Consider the following 19243-nt stretch of genomic DNA (forward strand, 5'->3'; position numbering starts at 1 on the left):
TCCCCCTAGTCTCTAGCGAACAGGCCGTTCGCCATAGTAGTAATAAGCAGTTTCAGCGTATCGTCATATACCGCTTCTCCAATTTCCCGCTTATGAAGAGAGAGCAAGAACAGAGAACGAATCATACTTACAATGAGCTCAGGAGAACTTTTCTTCGTTAGCACGCCTGCGGTTTGCCATTTCTGTATAAAAGGGAGCAGGATATCTTGATCCTCATTGTAATTGCGTTCCAATCGTTCTGGAGGTAACTTGCGAAGGATCGCTTCGAATGATTCAGTCAATAAAATTTGTTGAATGATTGGATTATTGGACATGAGCTGGAAAGACTCCAGTAAAAATAACTTGAAGGACTCTTTATCTACAGGTCTATTAGCCGCGTGCTCTAACAGGGTAGTTCTTATCCGATTTTCTTCAACTTCCACGAGCTCAAAGAATAGTTCCTCCTTCGATTGATAAAAGCCATAGAATGTTCCGGCTGCAATACCTGCACCTTTAGTCAGCTCATCCACACTGGTTTTTTTAAACCCGTAACGGGAAACAAGGCTTCGTCCCGATTCCAATAATTTTTGCTGAATCCGATTTTTTTCTGCTTCACTGAATTTTTTTGGCATAGATGGAAATTCTCCTCTTTATGAATATATGAATAGAATTATATTCCATTCACAATAAACTTGCAATTATGGTATTTCATTATCGACCATTTTATAGATATATTACTGGAAAATCAGAAATTAAAAGCAGAGACATCGGTTTGATTTGCGAACTTCATAATTCCCACACATTTATTAGGTAGTGTATAGTTAATAAAATCGAGTTCCGTTCTGGTCTGATGAATGTTCAACCTAAGATTCAAATTCACCCTGCACCTGGCGGAAACCCCATTCCGGCAATTAATGGTGGATACATTTCCTTAGATCGTAAACGAAGAAGGTGGGCATTATGTCGAAGCTACAGGTATTAATCGTAGATGATGAGTGGAATATGAGGAACTTACTTCGTATTTATCTAATGAAAGAAGGATTTCGAATTCAGGAAGCTGCAACGGGTCAAGAAGCACTGTCCATGATAAAGAAATACTCCTTTGATATCGTATTGCTGGATGTAATGATGCCTGATATGGATGGCTGGCAAGTATGCAAAATAGTTAGAGAAACGGAAACCGTACCTATTTTAATGCTTACGGCACGCACTGAAACCAAGGACAAGATCCATGGCCTCGGGGTAGGTGCAGATGATTATTTAACGAAACCCTTTGAACCAGAAGAGTTATTAGCCAGAATCTATTCGTTAATCCGGAGGTCTAGCCTTACTAAAGTCTTGCAACCCCCACAAAGGGTGTTGGAATTTCCGCAGCTGAACATATTTCTGGATGCTCGTGAGGTTCGGATTCAGGAGGTCTGTGCAGATTTTACCCAAAAGGAATTTGATCTTCTCGTGATGTTAGCCCAGAGCAAACAGCGTGCTTTTACCAGGGAAGAACTGGTTGAACGGGTCTGGGGACATGATTACGAGGGAGAAATTCGGGTGGTGGATACTCATATTAAGAATATTCGTGAGAAATTGCATAGGGCGGGAATGAGTTATAATCCGATCCAAACCGTATGGGGAATAGGATATAAATTTCAAGCAATTGGACAATCAAAATGAGAAATAACCGTATTGGGTTCAAACTCGGTCTTGTGATCATCACTGTATTCCTGATTGTCCTATTATTTCTCGGTATTGTCATAGACAAAATGTTTACAAATTTCTATTCTGCCGAGATGCGAAAAGAAAATGAGGAGATTGCCTCCCACTTTACGGTTATGGCGAATGCCAGCGATACTACTTCAGAGCAAACTATGATGACCTTTGCAGAGTTTTCCAATGTTAGCATCTTTAATATTCTGGATAATGGCAAAGTAATCCTACACTCAGGTGTCCATGATTCAGCCGACCGATTGTTCATTCGAAATTCAGACCTTAACAAGATTTTTGCCGGGAACAAGGTTAGCTTGCTGTATGAGGACCCTGAGGGGCATCGTTATTTTGTTTCAGGTCAACCGATATCTAGCGAGGGTGTCATTACCTCGGCTCTTTATGTAATGTCCTCTACGGAACAAATGGAGAAATCCCTGTCAGGAGTACGGAATTTACTAATCCTCTCCGGGATGGGAGCCTTTTTGTTAGCCTTGGGAATTACGTGGATTATTGCGCAAGTCTTGTCCCGTCCGCTTTTACAAATGCAAAAAGCGACCCGTAAAATTGCAATGGGTAAACTGGAGACCCGGCTTGAGATCAAAAGTAAAGATGAAATTGGAAGTTTGGCTGAGGCCATCAATGATTTAGCGATCGATCTTCAGCGTTACCGGGATACCCGTCAAGAGTTGTTCTCTAACATTTCTCATGATCTGCGGACACCCATTACCTATTTGGAAGGTTACTCTAAAGTGGTTAGAGATCAGCTGTACGAGACCGAAGAGGAGAAGGAACATTACCTGGATATTATCTATCAAGAGGCGGTCCGGTTGCAGCATTTAGTCGATGATGTATTCGATTTAGCAAAAATGGAGGAAGGAAAGCTATCCCTGTTACTACAACAGATCGATATGTCTGACTTAGTGGAACAGGCTGTTAAAAAAGTTGAGTTGAAAGCAAGAGAAAAAAGAATTAGCCTATCGTACCATCCTTCTGGCACCGGTTTATTGATTCTTGCAGATAGTACACGGATGGAGCAAATCGTCTTGAATCTGCTGGAGAATGCCATTCGTTATACAGAGCGGGGAAGCATTAATGTAGACTTGCAATATACCACTACATCTGTGATCTTAATTGTTGAGGATACAGGGATAGGTATTCCTGAAGAAGACCTGCCTTATATTTTTGAAAGGTTTTATAGAGTAGAGAAGTCTCGCTCCCGTCAATTTGGGGGGACTGGATTGGGTCTATCCATAGTTAAAAAGCTGATCGAAATACAGGACGGGGATATCAAAGTTACCAGTAAGCTAGGAGAAGGCACCCGGTTTGAAGTTCATTTCACTCTGCTACCGGACAATAGTTTTTCCCCATAGCCACCTACGCGTTACTCCTTAGAAAGCTAAAACCTCTATCAGAAGGCAAGGGGCCTTACGTAGTAACCTATACCTCATCAAATAAGCCTTTCTTCCGCTATAGGAAGAGAGGCTTATTCTCACATTTCGTTACTGCTTAGGATTCAGCCAGGATTTAGAGTGTTGCCCTGGAACCTTCGGAGTAATTAGATGCGAAACTGCAACTAATCTCCGCCGAAACACCCATTATCAGGATAATAAGTGCATATATGCAACTAAATTTGAATAAAGCAAGCTTATTACGCTCAAAATTCTAAATTAGGTGCGTTTTCGCACTTATTTCCTCCAACACAGAAAAAAATGGCTAAATAGATGCAGTTTCGGTTACTACTTAGAGCCCCCTTGTGTTCCTTGTGTTACTCGTCCGAGCCTGTCATATCACACCGCGCGACAAGGAGGCAAAACAAAACAAAGGAAGGCTGTCGCCGGTAACCAGAGATTAACTTTCAGACTATTAACGGACTCAGGAGCCCCTATTTGCTGTAAAAAGGCTGTTTTGCAGCTCTAACGGACCCAGGAGCCCCTATTCAAGCCGAAACCCACTAGTTAAGGCCTGTTTTTCCGATATAGAGGCTATGCGGTCCGTTAGACTCCAAACCAGCGCAGAAATGAGGAAACAGGAGCTATACAGTCCGTTAGGACGTGGGTTACCTGAAGTTCGGGTGGGGAGGGTTTGGATTACGGTAGGCGATCCCCTAACCTTCTATATCCTGGCAGGGTCCTAAGTAGTAACCAGTTTCGCAACTAATTCTTTGGACTGGACATATGAGACTTTATAAGATGAACTTAAGAATGGAATAGTGTAGTGGCAAGAAAGCCTGATGCATAGGGCTTTCTTGCCGCTTCGTGTGTAATATTCTTAAGTTCACGTTCTATATCTTTCTTTAATTAATGATTCATGCCAGCCATTCCGCTTACAATCTCGGGATTCACCATTCCGAAGATCATGGCGACGTGTGCAACAACGAGAAATCCGCTGACCAGTATAAAGTGAAGCTTTACCTTTCCTTCTTCCGAACGTTTACGGCCGATGAGTCCAAGATCAAGAAGAGCAAGAGGCAACAGGAATAATACACCGCTCAAATAAAATCCAACGGCTACTACATCTACCCAAGAATGCCACTCTCCATTTACGGTTAGAGGAACAAAGGCTGTAGGGAAGAGATAAAGGAAAACTCCTGTGAAATAGAGACCGGCCAAAATACTGCAGATCCTGTTAAAAGCTCTTAATCCACCTTGGACGTTTTTGTTGAAAAGAATAAAAAACTCCGTTATCGTGATCGTTTCAGCAAAAATTACGGGAATTGCCATAAAAATGATCAGATTCCATGGCTGATTGTCCGCAAGAAGGGACATGTAGTGTGTCATGTTCATGATTTGTTTCCTCCATTTAAATAATATCTATAAAAGTTATTATAGGAGAAAAATATGTGGAAAGTATGTGGAAGGGATATTATCCTCGCTGATTTGAAATAAATCATTTTAGACTATTAATTTAAAAAGTTTATGCTATAATCGTAATTGTTACGATTAATGATTGGGAGGAGAATGCTATTAAACGTTATCTGTTGCTGCGCTTATTGCAGATGATTCCCGTGCTGCTGGGCATCTCTTGCATCACCTTTGCGCTGATGCATTTAACGCCGGGAGATCCCGCTGAAATTATTCTGCGAGCTGACGGCATCAAGCCTACGCATGAAGCGATAGAGGCGACCAGACATGCACTTGGTCTGGATGGGCCTGTACATATGCAATATTTACACTGGCTGTATCGTGTGCTCCATCTGGATTTAGGATTATCATTCAGCAGCAGCCGTCCAGTGCTCACGGAGCTTATGAATCGTTTTCCGGCCACTGCATTGCTCAGTGCCTGTTCCGTATTGGCCGCTATTCTAATTGCTCTGCCACTTGGAGTGGGCTCTGCACTTTATCCGGGGAGTCTGCTGGATCGTCTGGGTAGGGCATGCGCACTGCTCAGTGTTTCTATGCCCGGTTATTGGCTTAGCCTTCTTCTGATTTATTATGGTGCAGTGAAGCTTAAGCTGTTCCCGGTTATGGGAATGGAGGGAGGAGCCAGCGTGATTCTGCCTGCATTTACACTCGGCTTTGGAATGGCAGGAATCTATATCCGGTTCATTCGTTCCAGCCTTCTGGAGGTTCTTGGCAAGCTGTACATCACAGCAGCGAGAGCCAAGGGGCTGCAGGAATGGAGGACTATCGGTACGCATGCGCTCCGAAATGCACTTCTTCCGAGTCTTACCCTCCTTGGTATTAACATAGCTGGGCTGCTGGGTGGTTCTGTCATTGTTGAAACTATATTTTCTTGGCCGGGCATTGGCAAATATGCAGTTGAGGCCATTTTTGCGAAAGATTATATTGTCATTCAAGGTTACGTATTATTGATGGCTGTCATCGTTGTGCTGATTAACTTGGCTGTGGATCTGCTGCATCTGCTGCTGGATCCGCGAATCAGGCTGCGGTGAAGCTGTAGAAGGAGCCGCTTGTCATGTTTCGTTGTCGATTGTTTAAGAATAGCGGAGCCAGGCTTGGCGCGGGTATTGTGCTCTTGTTCATTCTTGTAGGACTCTTCGCACCTTGGCTTGCGCCATCCGATCCGCTGCAGATTCACCTGGAACACAAATTGGGTATGCCATCCTGGGACTACCCGCTGGGTACCGATCATTTGGGACGCTGCGTGTTATCCCGCTTAATCTATGGGACAAGAACAACTCTGTATTATTCGTTCATGGTGTTGGTTGTTGTTTTTGCCATCAGTATCCCTGTGGGACTTCTTGCTGGCTACGCTGGAGGAAAGATCGACCACTTGATCATGCGGGCAATTGACATCCTGCTGGCCTTTCCCAGCCTCATCCTTTCCCTTGCAATCACAGCAATGCTGGGACCCAGTATGAAGAACCTGTTCATCTCTTTTGCCGCAGTGTGGTGGACGGGCTACGCAAGAGTTATCCGCAGTATGGTACTGCAAATCAAGGAAAGTGATTATATCATGGCAGCCAAGGCAGCTGGCACATCGCATGTACAAATTGTGTTGAGACATATTCTGCTAAACGCGGCCCGTCCCATCTTAGTTCTTGCTTCTATGGAAATCGGTACGATTATGCTCTCGATCGCAGGCTTATCCTTTCTGGGTTTGGGAGCCCAGCCGCCAACACCGGAATGGGGAATCATGCTGAACGACAGCCGTCCTTATATTCAGACAGAGCCGCGGCTGCTGCTTTTTCCGGGACTAACGATCATGCTTGTCGTTCTGGGCTTCAACCTGCTTGGAGAGAGTCTGCGCGGATCGGAACATGATTTAAATACCGGACGGAAAGGGGAGAGCTAGACAATGATAAGAGAGCCTGCGCTGCTGAGAGTCAGTCATCTGCGTACCAGCTTCCATACACAGAATCATATGGTTACAGCTGTTGACGATGTCAGTATCGAAGTGAAACCCCGGCAGATTGTCGCGCTGGTCGGTGAGAGCGGCAGCGGAAAAAGTGTTACGGCGATGTCCATTCTGGGATTAGTAGATCCTCCTGGCATCGTGGAGAACGGAGAAATCTGGCTAGGCGCAAACAATCTCCTAGGGTATTCCAGAAGGCAGCTGAGGAAGCTCCGTGGAAAAGAAATGGCTGTTATCTTTCAGGACCCCATGAACGCGCTAAATCCGGTGCTCACTATCGGCAGGCAGATCATGGAAACGATTATGCTGCATAAGAGAGTATCGAAAAAAGAAGCGAAGGTGCTGGCCTTACGGCAGATGCAGCAGGCTGGTCTGTCCGATCCAGAGCAGCTTTTGAATACATATCCGTTTCAGATCAGCGGAGGCATGTGTCAGCGGGTTATGATCTGCATTGCCCTAGTTTCTGGTGCAAGACTGCTGATAGCCGATGAGCCGACAACAGCACTGGATGTGACCATTCAAGCCCAGATTCTGAAGGAGCTGGACAGAATTAGAAAAGAACGAAATGTCGGTATCCTGTTAATCACACATGATCTCGGGGTTGTAGCCGAAATTGCGGACTACGTCTATGTGATGAAATCCGGAAAGATCGTGGAATCCAGCAATGTGTTCAAGCTATTCTCCGAACCGGAGCATCCATATACTAAACATCTGCTAGACTGCAGATAACAACCATAATATTACAAATCTTAAGGAAGGAGGACGATCCATGAAACTGCTGGAAGCTGTAGGCCTAAGCCAAACGTATGGCTGGGAAATGGGGTGGTTCACGCGGAATGCCAAGAGAGTTCAAGCAGTGAACAATCTGTCACTCACCCTTGAGGAAGGCGAAAACCTGGGACTTGTGGGTGAAAGCGGGTGTGGTAAAAGCACCTTGGCCAGGCTCTTGCTAGGACTTGCGAAGCCATCCTCCGGCAGGGTTTTGTACCGAAGCACGGATTTCACGGATTGGAGCCTTAGCGAGATGCGGATGATCCGTAGCAAGATGCAGATGGTCTTTCAGAACAGCCTCGCTTCCTTCAATCCAAGGTTCACGGTAGAGCAGATTATCGGTGAGCCACTTCGAAATTATGGAGTGAGGAATGCAGAAATCCGCAGGGCAAAGGTCGCAGAAACACTTGAGCTTGTGGGTCTTGAGGGGCGGCATATCCACCGCTATCCGCATGAGCTTAGCGGCGGCCAGCAGCAAAGAGTAGGGATTGCCAGGGCAATCGCGCTGAGACCGGAGTTGATTGTTTGTGATGAGCCATTCTCCAGCCTTGATGTTACCCTGCGGAAGCAAATGATGGATCTGCTGCAGGAATTGAAGCTTGAACTGGGACTGTCCTATGTTTTCATTACACATGATTTATCCGTCGTAAGCCGTTTTTGCGACAGTGTAGCCGTTATGTATCATGGGGAGATTGTGGAGAAGCAATCGGGTGCGAATATTATGCAGCAAGCCGACCACCCCTACACCCGTACTTTGCTGGCTTCAGTACCTGTGCAGGATCCCAGGTTAAGAAAAAACTTTTGAAATAGAGAAGGGGCGTACTGGAATGAGAAGGAACTCAAAGACAAGCAGACTATTAACAAAATCATTATTCTTGATGCTTCTAACTGTATTTATGGTAATATCCGGTTGCAGCAACAGCAGCAATAATAGCAGCACTTCAGCCGTCAGCCCGAATACTAACGCTGCCAATAATGAAGCCGTACAGTCCACCGACGCCCCGGACAAGGTAATTACTGTAGCCCTATCGGCAGATGCAGGTATTGACCAGCTGGATGCCGGTGCCTATAAAGGCTCGATGAATGTGCATGCGATGATATATGACGGATTAGTGGAGTATGGAGAAAAAGGCGAGCTCATGCCGGCTCTGGCGGAATCCTGGGACATTTCCGCAGATGGCAAAACATACACCTTCCATCTTCAACAAGGCGTCAAATTCTCAGATGGCACGGATTTTAATGCTGCGGCCGTTAAATTCTCGTTTGAACGCTGGATCAAAGATCCAGCCAATTCTATAAATGTGGCTACGGCTATGCAGTCTCTAGATGTTGTGGACGAGCATACGATCACCATGACGTTCAACAAAGCCTATTACCCCTTCCTGACAGAGCTTTCCTTTGCAAGACCGGTACGGATGATTAGTCCTTCCGCCGTGGAGCCTGCAGGGGATGTTACAGGGAAATTCATCAAAGCTATAGGAACCGGGGCATGGATGGCCGAGAGCTATAAGACGGATCAGGAAGCCGTGCTCGTCAGAAATCCCTATTACTGGGGCGAACAACCCAAGCTGTCCAAAATTATTCTGAAGGTAATTCCCGATCCGCAATCCAGAGTACTGGCGCTGCAGAGCGGTAATGTAGATATTGCAGGAGGTCAGTTTGGCAAGATTCCGGTTGAAAGTGTGCCGGTCATCGTAAGCGACTCCTCGCTAAACCTGGAAAAAGCATCGGGAACGAATTCAATTTTCATGATTTTCAATTACAACACTCCCGCTCTGCAGGATTTGAACGTACGGAAAGCCATAAATCTGGCCATTAACAAAAAAAGCATTGTCCAAGATCTGATGAACGGCATTGGCAGTGAAGCCAAAGGCTTGTTCCCGCTGACTGTTCCCTATGTTACGGATACCAATAATACCTGGTACGGCTTCGAACCGGAGGAAGCGAAACAGCTGCTCGCGGATGCGGGTTACAGTGATTCGAACGGAGATGGAATTGTCGAGAAGAATGGAGCGCCGCTTGAGCTGGATTTTGTGCTGCAGCAGGCTGAATTTCCGGAATGGAAATCAATCAGTGAGCTCCTTCAGTCCGAACTGAAGGAGATTGGCATTCAAGTGAATCTTCAGGTTCTTGAGCCTAACGCTTATTACGATGCCTTATGGACAACCAAAGCGTACGACATGATCATGTACAGAACGTACGATGATGCGTATAATCCGCATTCGTTCCTACAGTCTCTATTCCATAAAACAGCGGAAGCGCCAGCTGTGGTGTGGTCGGATGCCAGTTTGGAATCATTGATTGACACAGCAGTAGGTACAACCGATCTGCAGGAACGGCAGACCTCATATGACTCTATCTTCGCCAAGCTGTATCAGCAGGCCATGTTTGCGGCCATATACTTCCCTGATGATATTATGGCAGTAAATACGAGAGTGACAGGGTTCAAACCCGGGTACACCACCTTTACTCCAATCTTCTGGAATCAGCTAGACATAGGTGAAGAATGATGTTGAAAGAAATTTCTAAATACTGGACCTCCAGCTCAGAGGGTTATGACAAAGTCATACGAACTCAATTTCGCAGCAAGAAAACCGTAAACCTATGGAAGCAGCTGCTCATTAAAGGTATGGGAGTCAAGCCCCGGCAAAAGGTACTGGATGTGGGGACCGGCCCTGGCTTCTTCTCCATCCTCCTTTCGCAAATGGGGCATCTGCCTACAGCAGTAGATGCTTCTCAGGGAATGATCGAAAGGGCCTCGCGAAATTTTGACCGTTATGGATACAAGGTCCGGGCTTATGTAGGCGATGCGGCAGATTTAAGTGCGGAGTCAGACAGCAGCTTTGATGTTGTGGTCTGCCGGGATGTGGTATGGACGCTGCCTGATCCGCAGCAAGCTTATGCGGAGTGGTACCGTGTCCTGAAGCCGGGCGGGACCCTTATTATTTTTGACGGGAACTATATGTATAAGGAGAGCCGGACTATCTTTCGCAGACTTTGGTATGCCTTATCCTGGACGTTGATTCTGCTCACGGAAAAAAGAATCCGGCAACGCAGCGGCAAGGATAAAAGCTTACTGAGCGAGTTGCCGTTTGTTAATGTACTGCGGCCAGAGGCTGACGAGAAAGCGCTGATCCACGCCGGATTCCACAGCTTAGAGGTTCAACGGAACTTTATTCCTGCCCGCACGATGCCATTGAATTATATGAAATACGGTTACCAGAATGTACACCGGTTCATGATTATTGCCAAGAAGGAGTGACAGATCATGGAGTCTAGGTGACCGCCATTAATTGCACAGCCAATAGGCTGGAAGAAGCCGCTGACCATCAGCGGCTTTTTTAGTATGATCATTTTTTTTAAATGTGACCACACGCATAATGACTTCATTTCAATCGTCTACATTTAAGGTATACGAAAATTTTCTCAAAATATAAGAATTTATATGCTTCACGCGATCCATTATCCTTCTATTTCTCGCAGAAACGGATACCGCCTCTTCTTAAACTTTCATAATTTGATTCAAATCCTCCTTTTTGTTTGGCGGCCATAATAGAATATGGTTATTGATAAACATTATCAATCAAACATTGGAGGTTAACGATATGAGTACACAGTTCAAAAAAATCGCCGAGGATACTTACTGGATAGGCAAAATAGATAACCGCCAGGTTCCCTTCCACCGCCTGGTTCTGTCAAAAGGAACTACCTATAACTCTTACCTGTTAAAAACGGGCAAGCCGACCGTGATTGATACCGTAGATATGGAATTCGGACGTGAATATACCGAGTGTTTGGGCGAAATGATTGATCTTCTGGATATTCATTACATTGTGATTAACCATACGGAGCCCGATCACTCCGGTGGACTGGCGGCTCTGGCTGCCAAGGCTGCAAATGCCACAATCGTATGCACTGAGATCGCCGTACCGGAATTACAGGAAATGTACAAGCTTCATAGCCGGAACTTCCTGGTGGTGAAAGACGGAGATAAGCTGGATATCGGAGGAAAAACACTTCTGTTCAAAGAAACGCCGTACCTTCATACCGCTGAAACGATGATAACCTATTGTATCGAAGATCAAATCTTGTTTCCCTGCGATATATTCAGCACGCATGTTGCGGTGGACAATCTATTCAGCGATGAAGCCGGATTTGATATCACGGAAGATTACAAGGGCTATTATGCCGCTATTATTCATCCTCACAGAAGATATGTAAGAACCCTGCTAGAGGCTGTTAACGATCTTGATATTCGAATGATCGCTCCTTCCCACGGATTTGTTATCCGGGAGGACATCCGTAAATATATCGAATTGTACGCCACGTTGAGCCGCGAAACGACTCAAGGAAAAAAGGCAGCCATTGTGTATACCACAATCAAAAACAGTACCAAGAAGATGGCAAAAATTATACAGGATTGCTTGCAGGAAAATAATATTGAGACGGAGATCTGGGATGCGGATAAAAGCAGCGCCGCCGATATTCTGAACAGCATTACGTCAGCCGACGCGGTCTTCATCGGCAGCTCCACTAAATACGCGGACATGATTGGGAACCTGGAGAACATTCTGAAAGAATTGCAAAACTTGAACCTGGAAGGCAAGCTTGCTGCAGCCTTTGGCTCGTACGGCTGGAGTGGAGAAGCCATTGAAGTTATTCAGGACTATCTGAACGGAACAAACATGACGGTGCAAAGCACTTCTGAGGTTATTAAAACCACGGGTATGACACATGTGGAGTTCCCTGTAAGAATCAGATTTTCACCTAAAGAGCCTGAGAAAGTTCAAAAAATTAAAAACGCGGCTGAATTTGTATCGGATTTGCTGCTGAGTTCATTTTAGGGAGGAGGAACACCTAATGACGAAACATTACGTTATTGTCGGCGGCGGAGTAGCCGCCGTCCATGCCGCCAAAGCGATTCGCGATCAGGACGCAGAATCGGAAATATCGATCCTCGGGGAGGAAGACCAACTTCCCTACAACCGGATTAAGCTGACCAAAGGCCTGTTTACCGACCTGCACAATGAGAAGGTGCTGATCAAGAAGGAAAAATGGTACCGTGATAACCGTATATCCGTAAAGACCTCGACCCGAATAGTATCTGTTCACCCGGACCGACAGCTGGTGGAGACAGACGATGGGCACAGTGTATCGTATCATAAGCTCCTGTTGTGTATGGGAGCGAGGAACCGTGCGCTTTCCATTGAGGGTGCAGGCCTGAACAATGTTCATACCCTCCGGGATATGAAGGACGCGGACAGGCTGAAAGAAAGCCTGCAGGATGGCAGCCGTGTAGCCGTAATCGGCGGGGGAGTGCAGGGGCTCGAAACGGCTTGGGCGCTGCATGAAGCAGGATACCAGGTTACGGTGATCGAAGCATCTCTCAGCCTGATGGGCAGACAGCTCGATGAGAAATCCTCACATCTGCTTAAGGAAACCCTTGATCGATCGGGTGTGAAGGTTATTCTTCAAGCAGGAGTGGCTTCTATTACAGGGACAGAGACTGTTAGCGGAATTACGCTGGACGATCAGTCTCACTATCCCTGTGACCATGTAGTCTACTCAATCGGTATCGTGCCGAATACGGTGCTCGTAAATGGCTCGACTATTCAAGTCCGAAAGGGCATTATCGTAAATGAACAAATGCAAACAAGTGACCCGAATGTGTTCGCAGCCGGTGATGTGGCTGAAATTAACGGGCATGTAGAAGGACTGTGGGGCGGAGCGATCGAGCAGGGCCGGATTGCCGGCAGCAATATGGCTGCCCATCTGACTGTTTACCGTAGAGCCGTTCCGGTTACCTTGTTTAACGCCTTTGGCATCCCTTTATTTTCGATAGGCAACGTTGATGAACGGCATTGCGACCAGACGGTGTGCGGAGAAGAGAATGGAGGGTATACGCGCATCTATGTGAAAGATAACACAATGGTCGGTGCGATATCCTGGCAAGGAGCAGCTGCCTCCCTGGTGTATAAAGCCGCTATCGAGCAAGGAAACGCCCTTGCAGGGATTAATCTGGCCGGGAACAGTATCGGGGAAATCATGACTGAAGTACAATCCAGATTGAACTAAACCACCAACGTTTTAGGAGATGATACTTATGAACAAATACATCTGTCAACCATGCGGCTATATCTATGATCCGGCAGTAGGCGATCCCGATGAGGATGTGGCTGCAGGCACGGCATTTGCAGACTTGCCTGAAGATTGGGTATGTCCGGTCTGTGGTGAGGATACAAGCCACTTCGTGCCGGTTGAGGACAAAAAATCTACTGTATCCTAAAGGCAAGCAGGAGTTATACAAAAAAACGAACATCAGGGGGGGACAGATATGAATGAGTATTCCTGCCAAAACGCCGCAGAACCTTGTACCCGCAAGGTGCCGATTTTCGCTACGTTGAGCGATGACGATCTCTCCCGGATCAGCGTCATGATCAAGCACCGTAAGCTTACCAAAGGTCAGCCGTTAATTCTGGAAGGGGCACCGTCGGATACGCTGTACATCATTCAGCGGGGACATGTTAAATTATCCAAAATGACTCCCGAAGGTAAAGAACAAATTTTGCACATCTTGACGAACGGGGATTTTTTCGGGGAACTGAGCATTTTTAACAGCGACGAGCTTAGCAACTTCAGTGCTTATGCTCTGAAAGAAACTAACATTTGCATGCTGACCCGAACCGATATGGAGCAGTTGATGACGGATAATCCTGATATTTCGCTCAGGCTGCTGAAGAGTGTGACCAAAAGACTGGCCCACACGGAAAATCTGGCGCAAAGCCTGGCGACTAAAGATCCCGAAATACGGATTGCTTATATGATCATGGAACTCAGCGACAAATACGGCAAGCTGCGCGGCGGTCGTATTCATATTGACCTTCCCCTGTCTCGGGAAGAACTGGCCAATTATGTTGGGGTCACCCGGGAAACTATTAGCAGAAAATTTTCAAGGTTTGAGGATTCGGGACTAATCGAGCTGATCGGAAACAAGCAGATGGTTCTTATTGATCCGGCCGGTGTGGAGAAGTATATGGGGTTTTAGATAATAATTAAGCGGCATTTCTACCATCAGGTTATCATGGGGAAATGCCGCTTTTTAATACTATAACAAAGTAGGAGCCGGAGTGATTTAACTCACGGCTCTAGTTGTTGTCCAATTGCAAGGCCGGGCCAAAAAACTCATAATGAATTTGTTCTTCTTTCATTCCGAGCGCGCGTAATTCACGAATCATGGCTTCCATAAAAGGTACCGGGCCGCAAACATAAGCATCACCGGTAATGTCTACATACGCCTTTAGTACTTCACCTGTAATCACGCCATCCGGGCCGCCTGAATAGAAGGTTTTGGTTTTAACATTGCTCATAGCAGCTGCATGCTTCTCGACAGCATCACGGAAAGCGGCTAGTGCTTCATTCCGCGCAGAATGCAGGAATACAGTCGGCCGGTCCGGTGTTGTTGCCGCAACGGTTTCGAACATGCTCATCATCGGCGTTATGCCTACACCACCAGAGATAAAGGCCACTGGCGTATCTTTGGTAGCATCAAGCAAAAATTCACCGGCTGGGGCGCTAACTTCAATGGTAGCTCCTTCATCAACCTGCTTGTGAAGATAAATGGAGACGACGCCATTCGGATCATTATCTGCTTCGCGTTTCACGGAAATGCGGAATTCATCCGCTTTTGGCGCCTGCGAAAGGCTGTACTGGCGGATCATCGTATACTTCTCGCCCGGTATCAAGACACGCACAGAGATATACTGACCTGGTTTGTAATGGGGTACATTTGAACCGTCAGCCGGTTTTAGATAGAACGATGTAATGTTGTCGCTCTCTTGTACTTTGCGCGCAACAGTGAACGGTTTGAAGAAGTTCCAACCATTTTCCTGTTCCCGAGCTTCCTTATACATGCTGTCTTCAACACCGATAAAGGCATCTGCGATAACACCGTATGCTTCTTCCCAAGCCTTAAGAATGTCATCCGTTGCGGCATCACCCAGCACTTCCTTGATTGCTTTCAGCAAAAATTCGCCGACAATCGGGTACTGCTCAGGTTTAATGCCGAGACTGACATGCTTGTGTGCAATTTGTACAACCGCAGGCAGAATATTCTCAAGGTTGTCAATGTGGACTGCCGCCGCGTACACCGCATTGGCGAGTGCAGCCTGCTGGCGGCCTTGCGCTTGGTTGGCATGGTTGAATACATTTAGAAGTTCTGGGTGGGCGTTGAACAAATTCCGGTAAAACACCGATGTGATGGCTGTGCCGTGTTCTGCTAAGACTGGTGCTGTGGATTTGACAATGTCCCGAGTTTGCTGTGATAAAATAACGATCCACTCCTCTCAATTATTACAAATTTAATATATACTCTTTTTAAATTAAAAGATATATTTAAAATACCACTTTAACAAAACGGACAATATATATGATATTATTTGCAATAAAGATCACTTACTATACCTGCAAATCGGAGGGAAATTATGAGGCTTACGTTGTACACAGATTTTTCTTTGCGAATCCTCCTCTATCTTGGAACAAAACAGCGAAGTGAGCTGTCAACCATACAAGACATTTCGAACGCTTATCATATCTCCAAAAATCATTTGATGAAGGTCTCGCACGAATTAGGAAAGGCGGGATACATTGAAACTGTAAGAGGAAGGGGGGAGGGATACGGCTTGCTCTGGCTCCTGAAGAGATTAACATCGGGGAGGTCGTACGCCGCATGGAAGACGACTTCTATCTTGTCGAATGTTTCAATCCTTCAGGCGGCAGCTGTCCGATCTCCCCGGTATGTGGACTTAAAGGAGCGCTTGGCAGAGCACTACAAGCCTATCTGCAGGTGCTAAACGAATACACGCTGCAGGATTTATTAATCAACAAAGATGACTTGCGTGCTATTCTGCAGCAGCAAAATAAGGTCACGCCTCCTCAAACAACTTAAAACTTAATTCATGTCTATTATAATGACGGCTCTATTCCCTCTTTAAGATTGCCGTCGTATGCTTCAACATTCGATTCATGAGATTTCGCCGCCCCGTTTTTAAATCAACGACGCCCGTCTTTAACTCATCCCGGATAGGGATGACCTCTGTAATTCTGCTACCGCTTGTCATTCTTCGATCTACGCAAGTCGGGATGTAATCGATATTAGTTATACTCGTGTTTCCTTTTTGATCCTTTTTGATTTTAAGTGTAAGGATGATTCCGCTTTGTGTATAAGGATTATTCTTTAGTTTAGTCGATACAAAGTTACCCAACGAATAAATAACGAATTGTGTCTTTCCCCGAACCGCTAACGGTTGAAGAACATGCGGGTGAGATCCCAGTATGATGTTGGCGCCATTTTTAAAGAAGAGGTTTACCAGCTGCTTTTGCCTTTTATTTGGAGTGTACCGATATTCGTTTCCGAAATGCATATAAAGCAAGACCAGATCGACCTTCTTTTTTAAATCTCGAATCTCTCGAATGATTTTATCGGTTTCTATCCGATTGACCAGCCATGGCTGACTCGCCGGTACGGGTATCCGGTTAGTTCCTGACGTGTAGGAGAGGATTCCGATCGTAATCCCTTTTACGTTTTGGATAAGAGCTTTCTTGGATTCCTGGAATGACTTAGCTGTACCGGTATGGCCGATTCCATTACGGTCCAGCACGCGTAACGTCCGCATCAGACCCGAAGCACCATAATCCATGCAGTGATTGTTCGCCGTTACTAATACGTCGAATCCGGCTTTCTTAAGCGCCGGTGCCAGTTCGTCCGGGCACTTGAATATCGGACCGCCAGATCGCAGACTTTTCCGGGATTCCCGGTCGCTGCCGGCAAAGGTAGTTTCGAGATTCCCGATCGTCAAATCGGCCTGCTTCAGATAAGGAGCCACTCTTGCGAACAGGGTGTCGAACGAATAGCTTCCGTCAGGCTGTTTAGCATCCGAAATAATATAACGTTTGACCATAAGGTCTCCCACAGCAGCTATTTGTATTTCCGTCATCGTTATCCACCTTTTTGTCGTTTTCATTAGAATATGGCGGAAAGGTGATATGGGTTATTCTTTCTTATTTTGTGTTCTGATTTTGAAAAAAAGTATGGGAAATAAAGGGTTGATTTTAGTGTTTGTTTAGTATTATAATTTTAATACTAAACGTATACTATTGGAGGAATAAGGATGACGAGAATGATGATTCTGGGGCTGCTCAATAAATTTGGCTCCATGTCCGGTTATGAAATTCAGCAGATGCTGCAATCTTCCCAGACGGAGATGTGGGCTTATGTTCAACCCGCATCCATCTATCACGCACTGCGCAAACTGCAGCAGGAAGGCAAGATTATCCTGGAGACGGTGGAGCATACCGGCTTTCGTGCCAAGGCAATATACAAAATCGCGGAGGATGGTGTAATCGAGCTTCAACAGCTAGTGGAGCAGGCTTTGGCCAAATCCTCTGTAGTCTTTCCGGCCAAACTGTACACGGCGTTGACTTTTATGGATGAACTGCCGGCTGCGGTGACTGTGGTTGCCCTTAAGGCGCAGGAGCAGGAGATGGCAGCAGTAATGGCTGCGATGAAGCATGGAGAGGAAATGAAAGCCGAGGCCGGGGCCATGACAGTTCAGGCGGCCGCCGTATTCAGCAACATTTATGCGCAGGTGGAGCTGCAGCTTGAGTTTGTCCGGAATTTGATCCGTGATCTTGAGGCCGAGAGGGAGGAGGGGCAAGCTTGAGCATGCAGGAAATATTGCCAAAGCAGCGGAAGGCTGCGCTGCTGGTTGTAGCACTTGCCGTTTTTACCGACATGATGATCTATGGTATTGTCGTCCCGATCCTGCCCCAGTACAGCGCCTCCCTGGGGGCCAATCCCACGCAGATCGGCCTCTTGTTTGGTAGCTACGGCCTTGCGCTCTTGCTGGCTTCCCCGCTGTTCGGAATGCTGTCCGACCGGATCGGCCGCAAAGGCCCGCTGCTATGGGGACTGCTCGGCCTGGCGGCAACCACCTTGCTGTTTCTGCTGGCCGATTCCTTCTGGCCGCTGGTGGCGGCAAGGGCGCTGCAAGGTGTTTCCGCAGCGGCCACCTGGACCGCAGGGCTGGCCTTGATCGCCGACCTGTACCCTGCAGCTGAGCGGGGCAAAGCCATGGGGCTGGCGTTATCCGGCCAGGCCGCCGGGACCTTGCTTGGACCTGCCGCCGGAGGCTGGCTATACCAGTGGGGCGGTTATGCCGCACCCTTCATCTTTGTGGCCGGGCTTACCCTGGCGGACGCCGTGCTGCGGATCGTGCTGCTGCGCAAGGTGCCCGATGTAGTGCAAACCGAGCCGCACCGGCTGGGGGGCATTCTGCGCAGCCGTTCCCTGCTGCTTGTCTTCGGGGTAGTTATTCTCGGTTCGTCCATTCCGGCGGTGCTGGAGCCCACACTGCCGCTGCGGCTGAAAGAGGTGTTCGGACTCTCCCCCGGGGGGATTGGCCTGCTGTTCATGATTCCGACTGCCGCGTACGGACTTATCGCCCCCTTTGCCGGATCACTGTCAGGCAAAATCGGAAATTTCCCGCTGATCCGCGTAGGTTTGGCCATTACCGCGGTGGCCCTGCCGCTTAATGCCCTCGGGGCCAGCTTGTGGCTGCAGGCTCTCACTTTGGCGATGCTCGGCATCGGCATGGGCACGATCCTGTCCCCGTCGCTGCCCGAGCTTGCGTTAGCCGCCGAGCAAAGCGGCGTGCGATCTTACGGTGTTGTCTTCTCCGTATACAACACCGCTTATTCGGCAGGCATGATGGTCGGGCCGTTAATGGCCGGTTTACTGACCGACTATTTTGGAATACAAAGCGCGTATATCGCTGTCGGCATTATCCTGCTTGCTTATTTGCTGTTGACTGTTCTGCAAGCTAGCGGCACCAGGGCCGCGAAGAGTGCCCGGGAGGCTGAATAATATTTGCTGAAGGAAATATCTTCTTGTCTACTTTTCACAATAAACTTGGTATGGTAG

General features: G+C 47.1%; 18 protein-coding genes and 1 pseudogene. 15 read left to right on the forward strand and 4 right to left on the reverse strand.

From position 1 onward, the window contains the following. Positions 1–5: 5 nt before the first annotated feature. Positions 6–611, reverse strand: a complete 606-nt coding sequence (locus B9T62_RS12255) for a TetR/AcrR family transcriptional regulator (protein ID WP_087915513.1) — start codon at positions 609–611, stop codon at positions 6–8. 328 nt (positions 612–939) lie between these two features. Between B9T62_RS12255 and B9T62_RS12260 the strand changes: the two genes are divergently transcribed. Both B9T62_RS12260 and B9T62_RS12265 read left to right on the forward strand, forming a co-directional pair. Next, a complete protein-coding gene (locus B9T62_RS12260; RefSeq protein WP_087915514.1) occupies positions 940–1647 on the forward strand; it encodes a response regulator transcription factor in 708 nt (235 codons plus the stop codon). Then, the gene (locus B9T62_RS12265) at positions 1644–3050 is read left to right on the forward strand and encodes a sensor histidine kinase (RefSeq protein ID WP_087915515.1); all 1407 of its coding nucleotides are present in this window, start codon (positions 1644–1646) and stop codon (positions 3048–3050) included. Before B9T62_RS12260 ends, B9T62_RS12265 begins: the two co-directional genes overlap by 4 nt. Positions 3051–3977: 927 nt before the next feature. Here B9T62_RS12265 and B9T62_RS12270 read toward each other — a convergent pair. After that, positions 3978–4463, reverse strand: a complete 486-nt coding sequence (locus B9T62_RS12270; protein ID WP_087915516.1) for a DUF6803 family protein — start codon at positions 4461–4463, stop codon at positions 3978–3980. 194 nt (positions 4464–4657) lie between these two features. Between B9T62_RS12270 and nikB the strand changes: the two genes are divergently transcribed. The 10 genes from nikB (at position 4658) to B9T62_RS12320 (ending at position 14311) form a co-directional block, all read left to right on the forward strand. Beyond that, positions 4658–5572: a nickel ABC transporter permease gene (nikB, locus tag B9T62_RS12275; protein ID WP_245864430.1), complete on the forward strand. Its 915-nt coding sequence runs from the start codon at positions 4658–4660 to the stop codon at positions 5570–5572. 23 nt (positions 5573–5595) lie between these two features. Next, positions 5596–6435, forward strand: a complete 840-nt coding sequence (gene nikC / locus B9T62_RS12280) for a nickel transporter permease (protein WP_087915517.1) — start codon at positions 5596–5598, stop codon at positions 6433–6435. Positions 6436–6438: 3 nt separating this feature from the next. Further along, on the forward strand, positions 6439–7224 hold the full coding sequence (locus B9T62_RS12285; RefSeq protein WP_087915518.1) for an ABC transporter ATP-binding protein: 786 nt from the start codon (positions 6439–6441) through the stop codon (positions 7222–7224). 40 nt (positions 7225–7264) lie between these two features. Beyond that, positions 7265–8071, forward strand: coding sequence for an ATP-binding cassette domain-containing protein (locus tag B9T62_RS12290; RefSeq protein ID WP_087915519.1), 807 nt, complete (start codon positions 7265–7267; stop codon positions 8069–8071). A 22-nt stretch (positions 8072–8093) separates the two neighbouring features. Next, positions 8094–9776, forward strand: a complete 1683-nt coding sequence (locus B9T62_RS12295; RefSeq protein ID WP_245864431.1) for a nickel ABC transporter substrate-binding protein — start codon at positions 8094–8096, stop codon at positions 9774–9776. After that, positions 9773–10528 carry a class I SAM-dependent methyltransferase gene (locus B9T62_RS12300; protein WP_245864432.1) on the forward strand — a complete coding sequence of 252 codons (756 nt, stop codon included), beginning with the start codon at positions 9773–9775 and terminating at the stop codon, positions 10526–10528. Before B9T62_RS12295 ends, B9T62_RS12300 begins: the two co-directional genes overlap by 4 nt. A 343-nt stretch (positions 10529–10871) precedes the next feature. Continuing rightward, positions 10872–12110 (forward strand): FprA family A-type flavoprotein, encoded by a 1239-nt coding sequence (locus B9T62_RS12305; RefSeq protein WP_087915521.1) that lies wholly within the window; start codon positions 10872–10874, stop codon positions 12108–12110. A gap of 16 nt (positions 12111–12126) precedes the next feature. After that, on the forward strand, positions 12127–13341 hold the full coding sequence (locus tag B9T62_RS12310) for an NAD(P)/FAD-dependent oxidoreductase (protein WP_087915522.1): 1215 nt from the start codon (positions 12127–12129) through the stop codon (positions 13339–13341). A gap of 28 nt (positions 13342–13369) precedes the next feature. Beyond that, on the forward strand, positions 13370–13552 hold the full coding sequence (rd, locus tag B9T62_RS12315) for a rubredoxin (protein WP_087915523.1): 183 nt from the start codon (positions 13370–13372) through the stop codon (positions 13550–13552). 48 nt (positions 13553–13600) lie between these two features. Next, the gene (locus tag B9T62_RS12320) at positions 13601–14311 is read left to right on the forward strand and encodes a Crp/Fnr family transcriptional regulator (protein WP_087915524.1); all 711 of its coding nucleotides are present in this window, start codon (positions 13601–13603) and stop codon (positions 14309–14311) included. A gap of 100 nt (positions 14312–14411) precedes the next feature. Here the strand turns inward: B9T62_RS12320 and hmpA are convergent, their stop codons facing one another. Then, positions 14412–15593, reverse strand: coding sequence for an NO-inducible flavohemoprotein (gene hmpA / locus B9T62_RS12325; RefSeq protein ID WP_087915525.1), 1182 nt, complete (start codon positions 15591–15593; stop codon positions 14412–14414). A gap of 153 nt (positions 15594–15746) precedes the next feature. Here hmpA and B9T62_RS12330 point away from each other — a divergent pair. Continuing rightward, positions 15747–16210 (forward strand): annotated as a pseudogene (locus B9T62_RS12330) (RrF2 family transcriptional regulator). Positions 16211–16241: 31 nt separating this feature from the next. Here the strand turns inward: B9T62_RS12330 and B9T62_RS12335 are convergent. After that, complete coding sequence (locus tag B9T62_RS12335) at positions 16242–17258, reverse strand: CapA family protein (protein WP_087915526.1); 1017 nt, start codon at positions 17256–17258, stop codon at positions 16242–16244. Positions 17259–17432: 174 nt separating this feature from the next. On the opposite strand from B9T62_RS12335, the gene B9T62_RS12340 reads away from it, so the two are divergent. Next, positions 17433–17984: a PadR family transcriptional regulator gene (locus tag B9T62_RS12340; RefSeq protein WP_245864433.1), complete on the forward strand. Its 552-nt coding sequence runs from the start codon at positions 17433–17435 to the stop codon at positions 17982–17984. Between the two features lie 2 nt (positions 17985–17986). Further along, positions 17987–19186 (forward strand): MFS transporter, encoded by a 1200-nt coding sequence (locus tag B9T62_RS12345; protein ID WP_087920251.1) that lies wholly within the window; start codon positions 17987–17989, stop codon positions 19184–19186. Positions 19187–19243: the final 57 nt, after the last annotated feature.

The sequence above is a fragment of the Paenibacillus donghaensis genome, from assembly GCF_002192415.1.
Lineage (GTDB): Bacteria > Bacillota > Bacilli > Paenibacillales > Paenibacillaceae > Paenibacillus_AQ > Paenibacillus_AQ donghaensis.

Coding starts and splice junctions, on each gene's coding strand:
- rd (WP_087915523.1), top strand. CDS start 13,370: ATGAACAAATACATCTGTCAACCATGCGGCTATATCTATGATCCGGCA.
- B9T62_RS12340 (WP_245864433.1), top strand. CDS start 17,433: ATGACGAGAATGATGATTCTGGGGCTGCTCAATAAATTTGGCTCCATG.
- B9T62_RS12310 (WP_087915522.1), top strand. CDS start 12,127: ATGACGAAACATTACGTTATTGTCGGCGGCGGAGTAGCCGCCGTCCAT.
- B9T62_RS12260 (WP_087915514.1), top strand. CDS start 940: ATGTCGAAGCTACAGGTATTAATCGTAGATGATGAGTGGAATATGAGG.
- B9T62_RS12345 (WP_087920251.1), top strand. CDS start 17,987: ATGCAGGAAATATTGCCAAAGCAGCGGAAGGCTGCGCTGCTGGTTGTA.
- nikC (WP_087915517.1), top strand. CDS start 5,596: ATGTTTCGTTGTCGATTGTTTAAGAATAGCGGAGCCAGGCTTGGCGCG.
- B9T62_RS12290 (WP_087915519.1), top strand. CDS start 7,265: ATGAAACTGCTGGAAGCTGTAGGCCTAAGCCAAACGTATGGCTGGGAA.
- B9T62_RS12285 (WP_087915518.1), top strand. CDS start 6,439: ATGATAAGAGAGCCTGCGCTGCTGAGAGTCAGTCATCTGCGTACCAGC.
- B9T62_RS12300 (WP_245864432.1), top strand. CDS start 9,773: ATGATGTTGAAAGAAATTTCTAAATACTGGACCTCCAGCTCAGAGGGT.
- B9T62_RS12305 (WP_087915521.1), top strand. CDS start 10,872: ATGAGTACACAGTTCAAAAAAATCGCCGAGGATACTTACTGGATAGGC.
- B9T62_RS12270 (WP_087915516.1), bottom strand. CDS start 4,463: ATGAACATGACACACTACATGTCCCTTCTTGCGGACAATCAGCCATGG.
- B9T62_RS12295 (WP_245864431.1), top strand. CDS start 8,094: ATGAGAAGGAACTCAAAGACAAGCAGACTATTAACAAAATCATTATTC.
- B9T62_RS12265 (WP_087915515.1), top strand. CDS start 1,644: ATGAGAAATAACCGTATTGGGTTCAAACTCGGTCTTGTGATCATCACT.
- B9T62_RS12255 (WP_087915513.1), bottom strand. CDS start 611: ATGCCAAAAAAATTCAGTGAAGCAGAAAAAAATCGGATTCAGCAAAAA.
- B9T62_RS12320 (WP_087915524.1), top strand. CDS start 13,601: ATGAATGAGTATTCCTGCCAAAACGCCGCAGAACCTTGTACCCGCAAG.
- B9T62_RS12335 (WP_087915526.1), bottom strand. CDS start 17,258: ATGACGGAAATACAAATAGCTGCTGTGGGAGACCTTATGGTCAAACGT.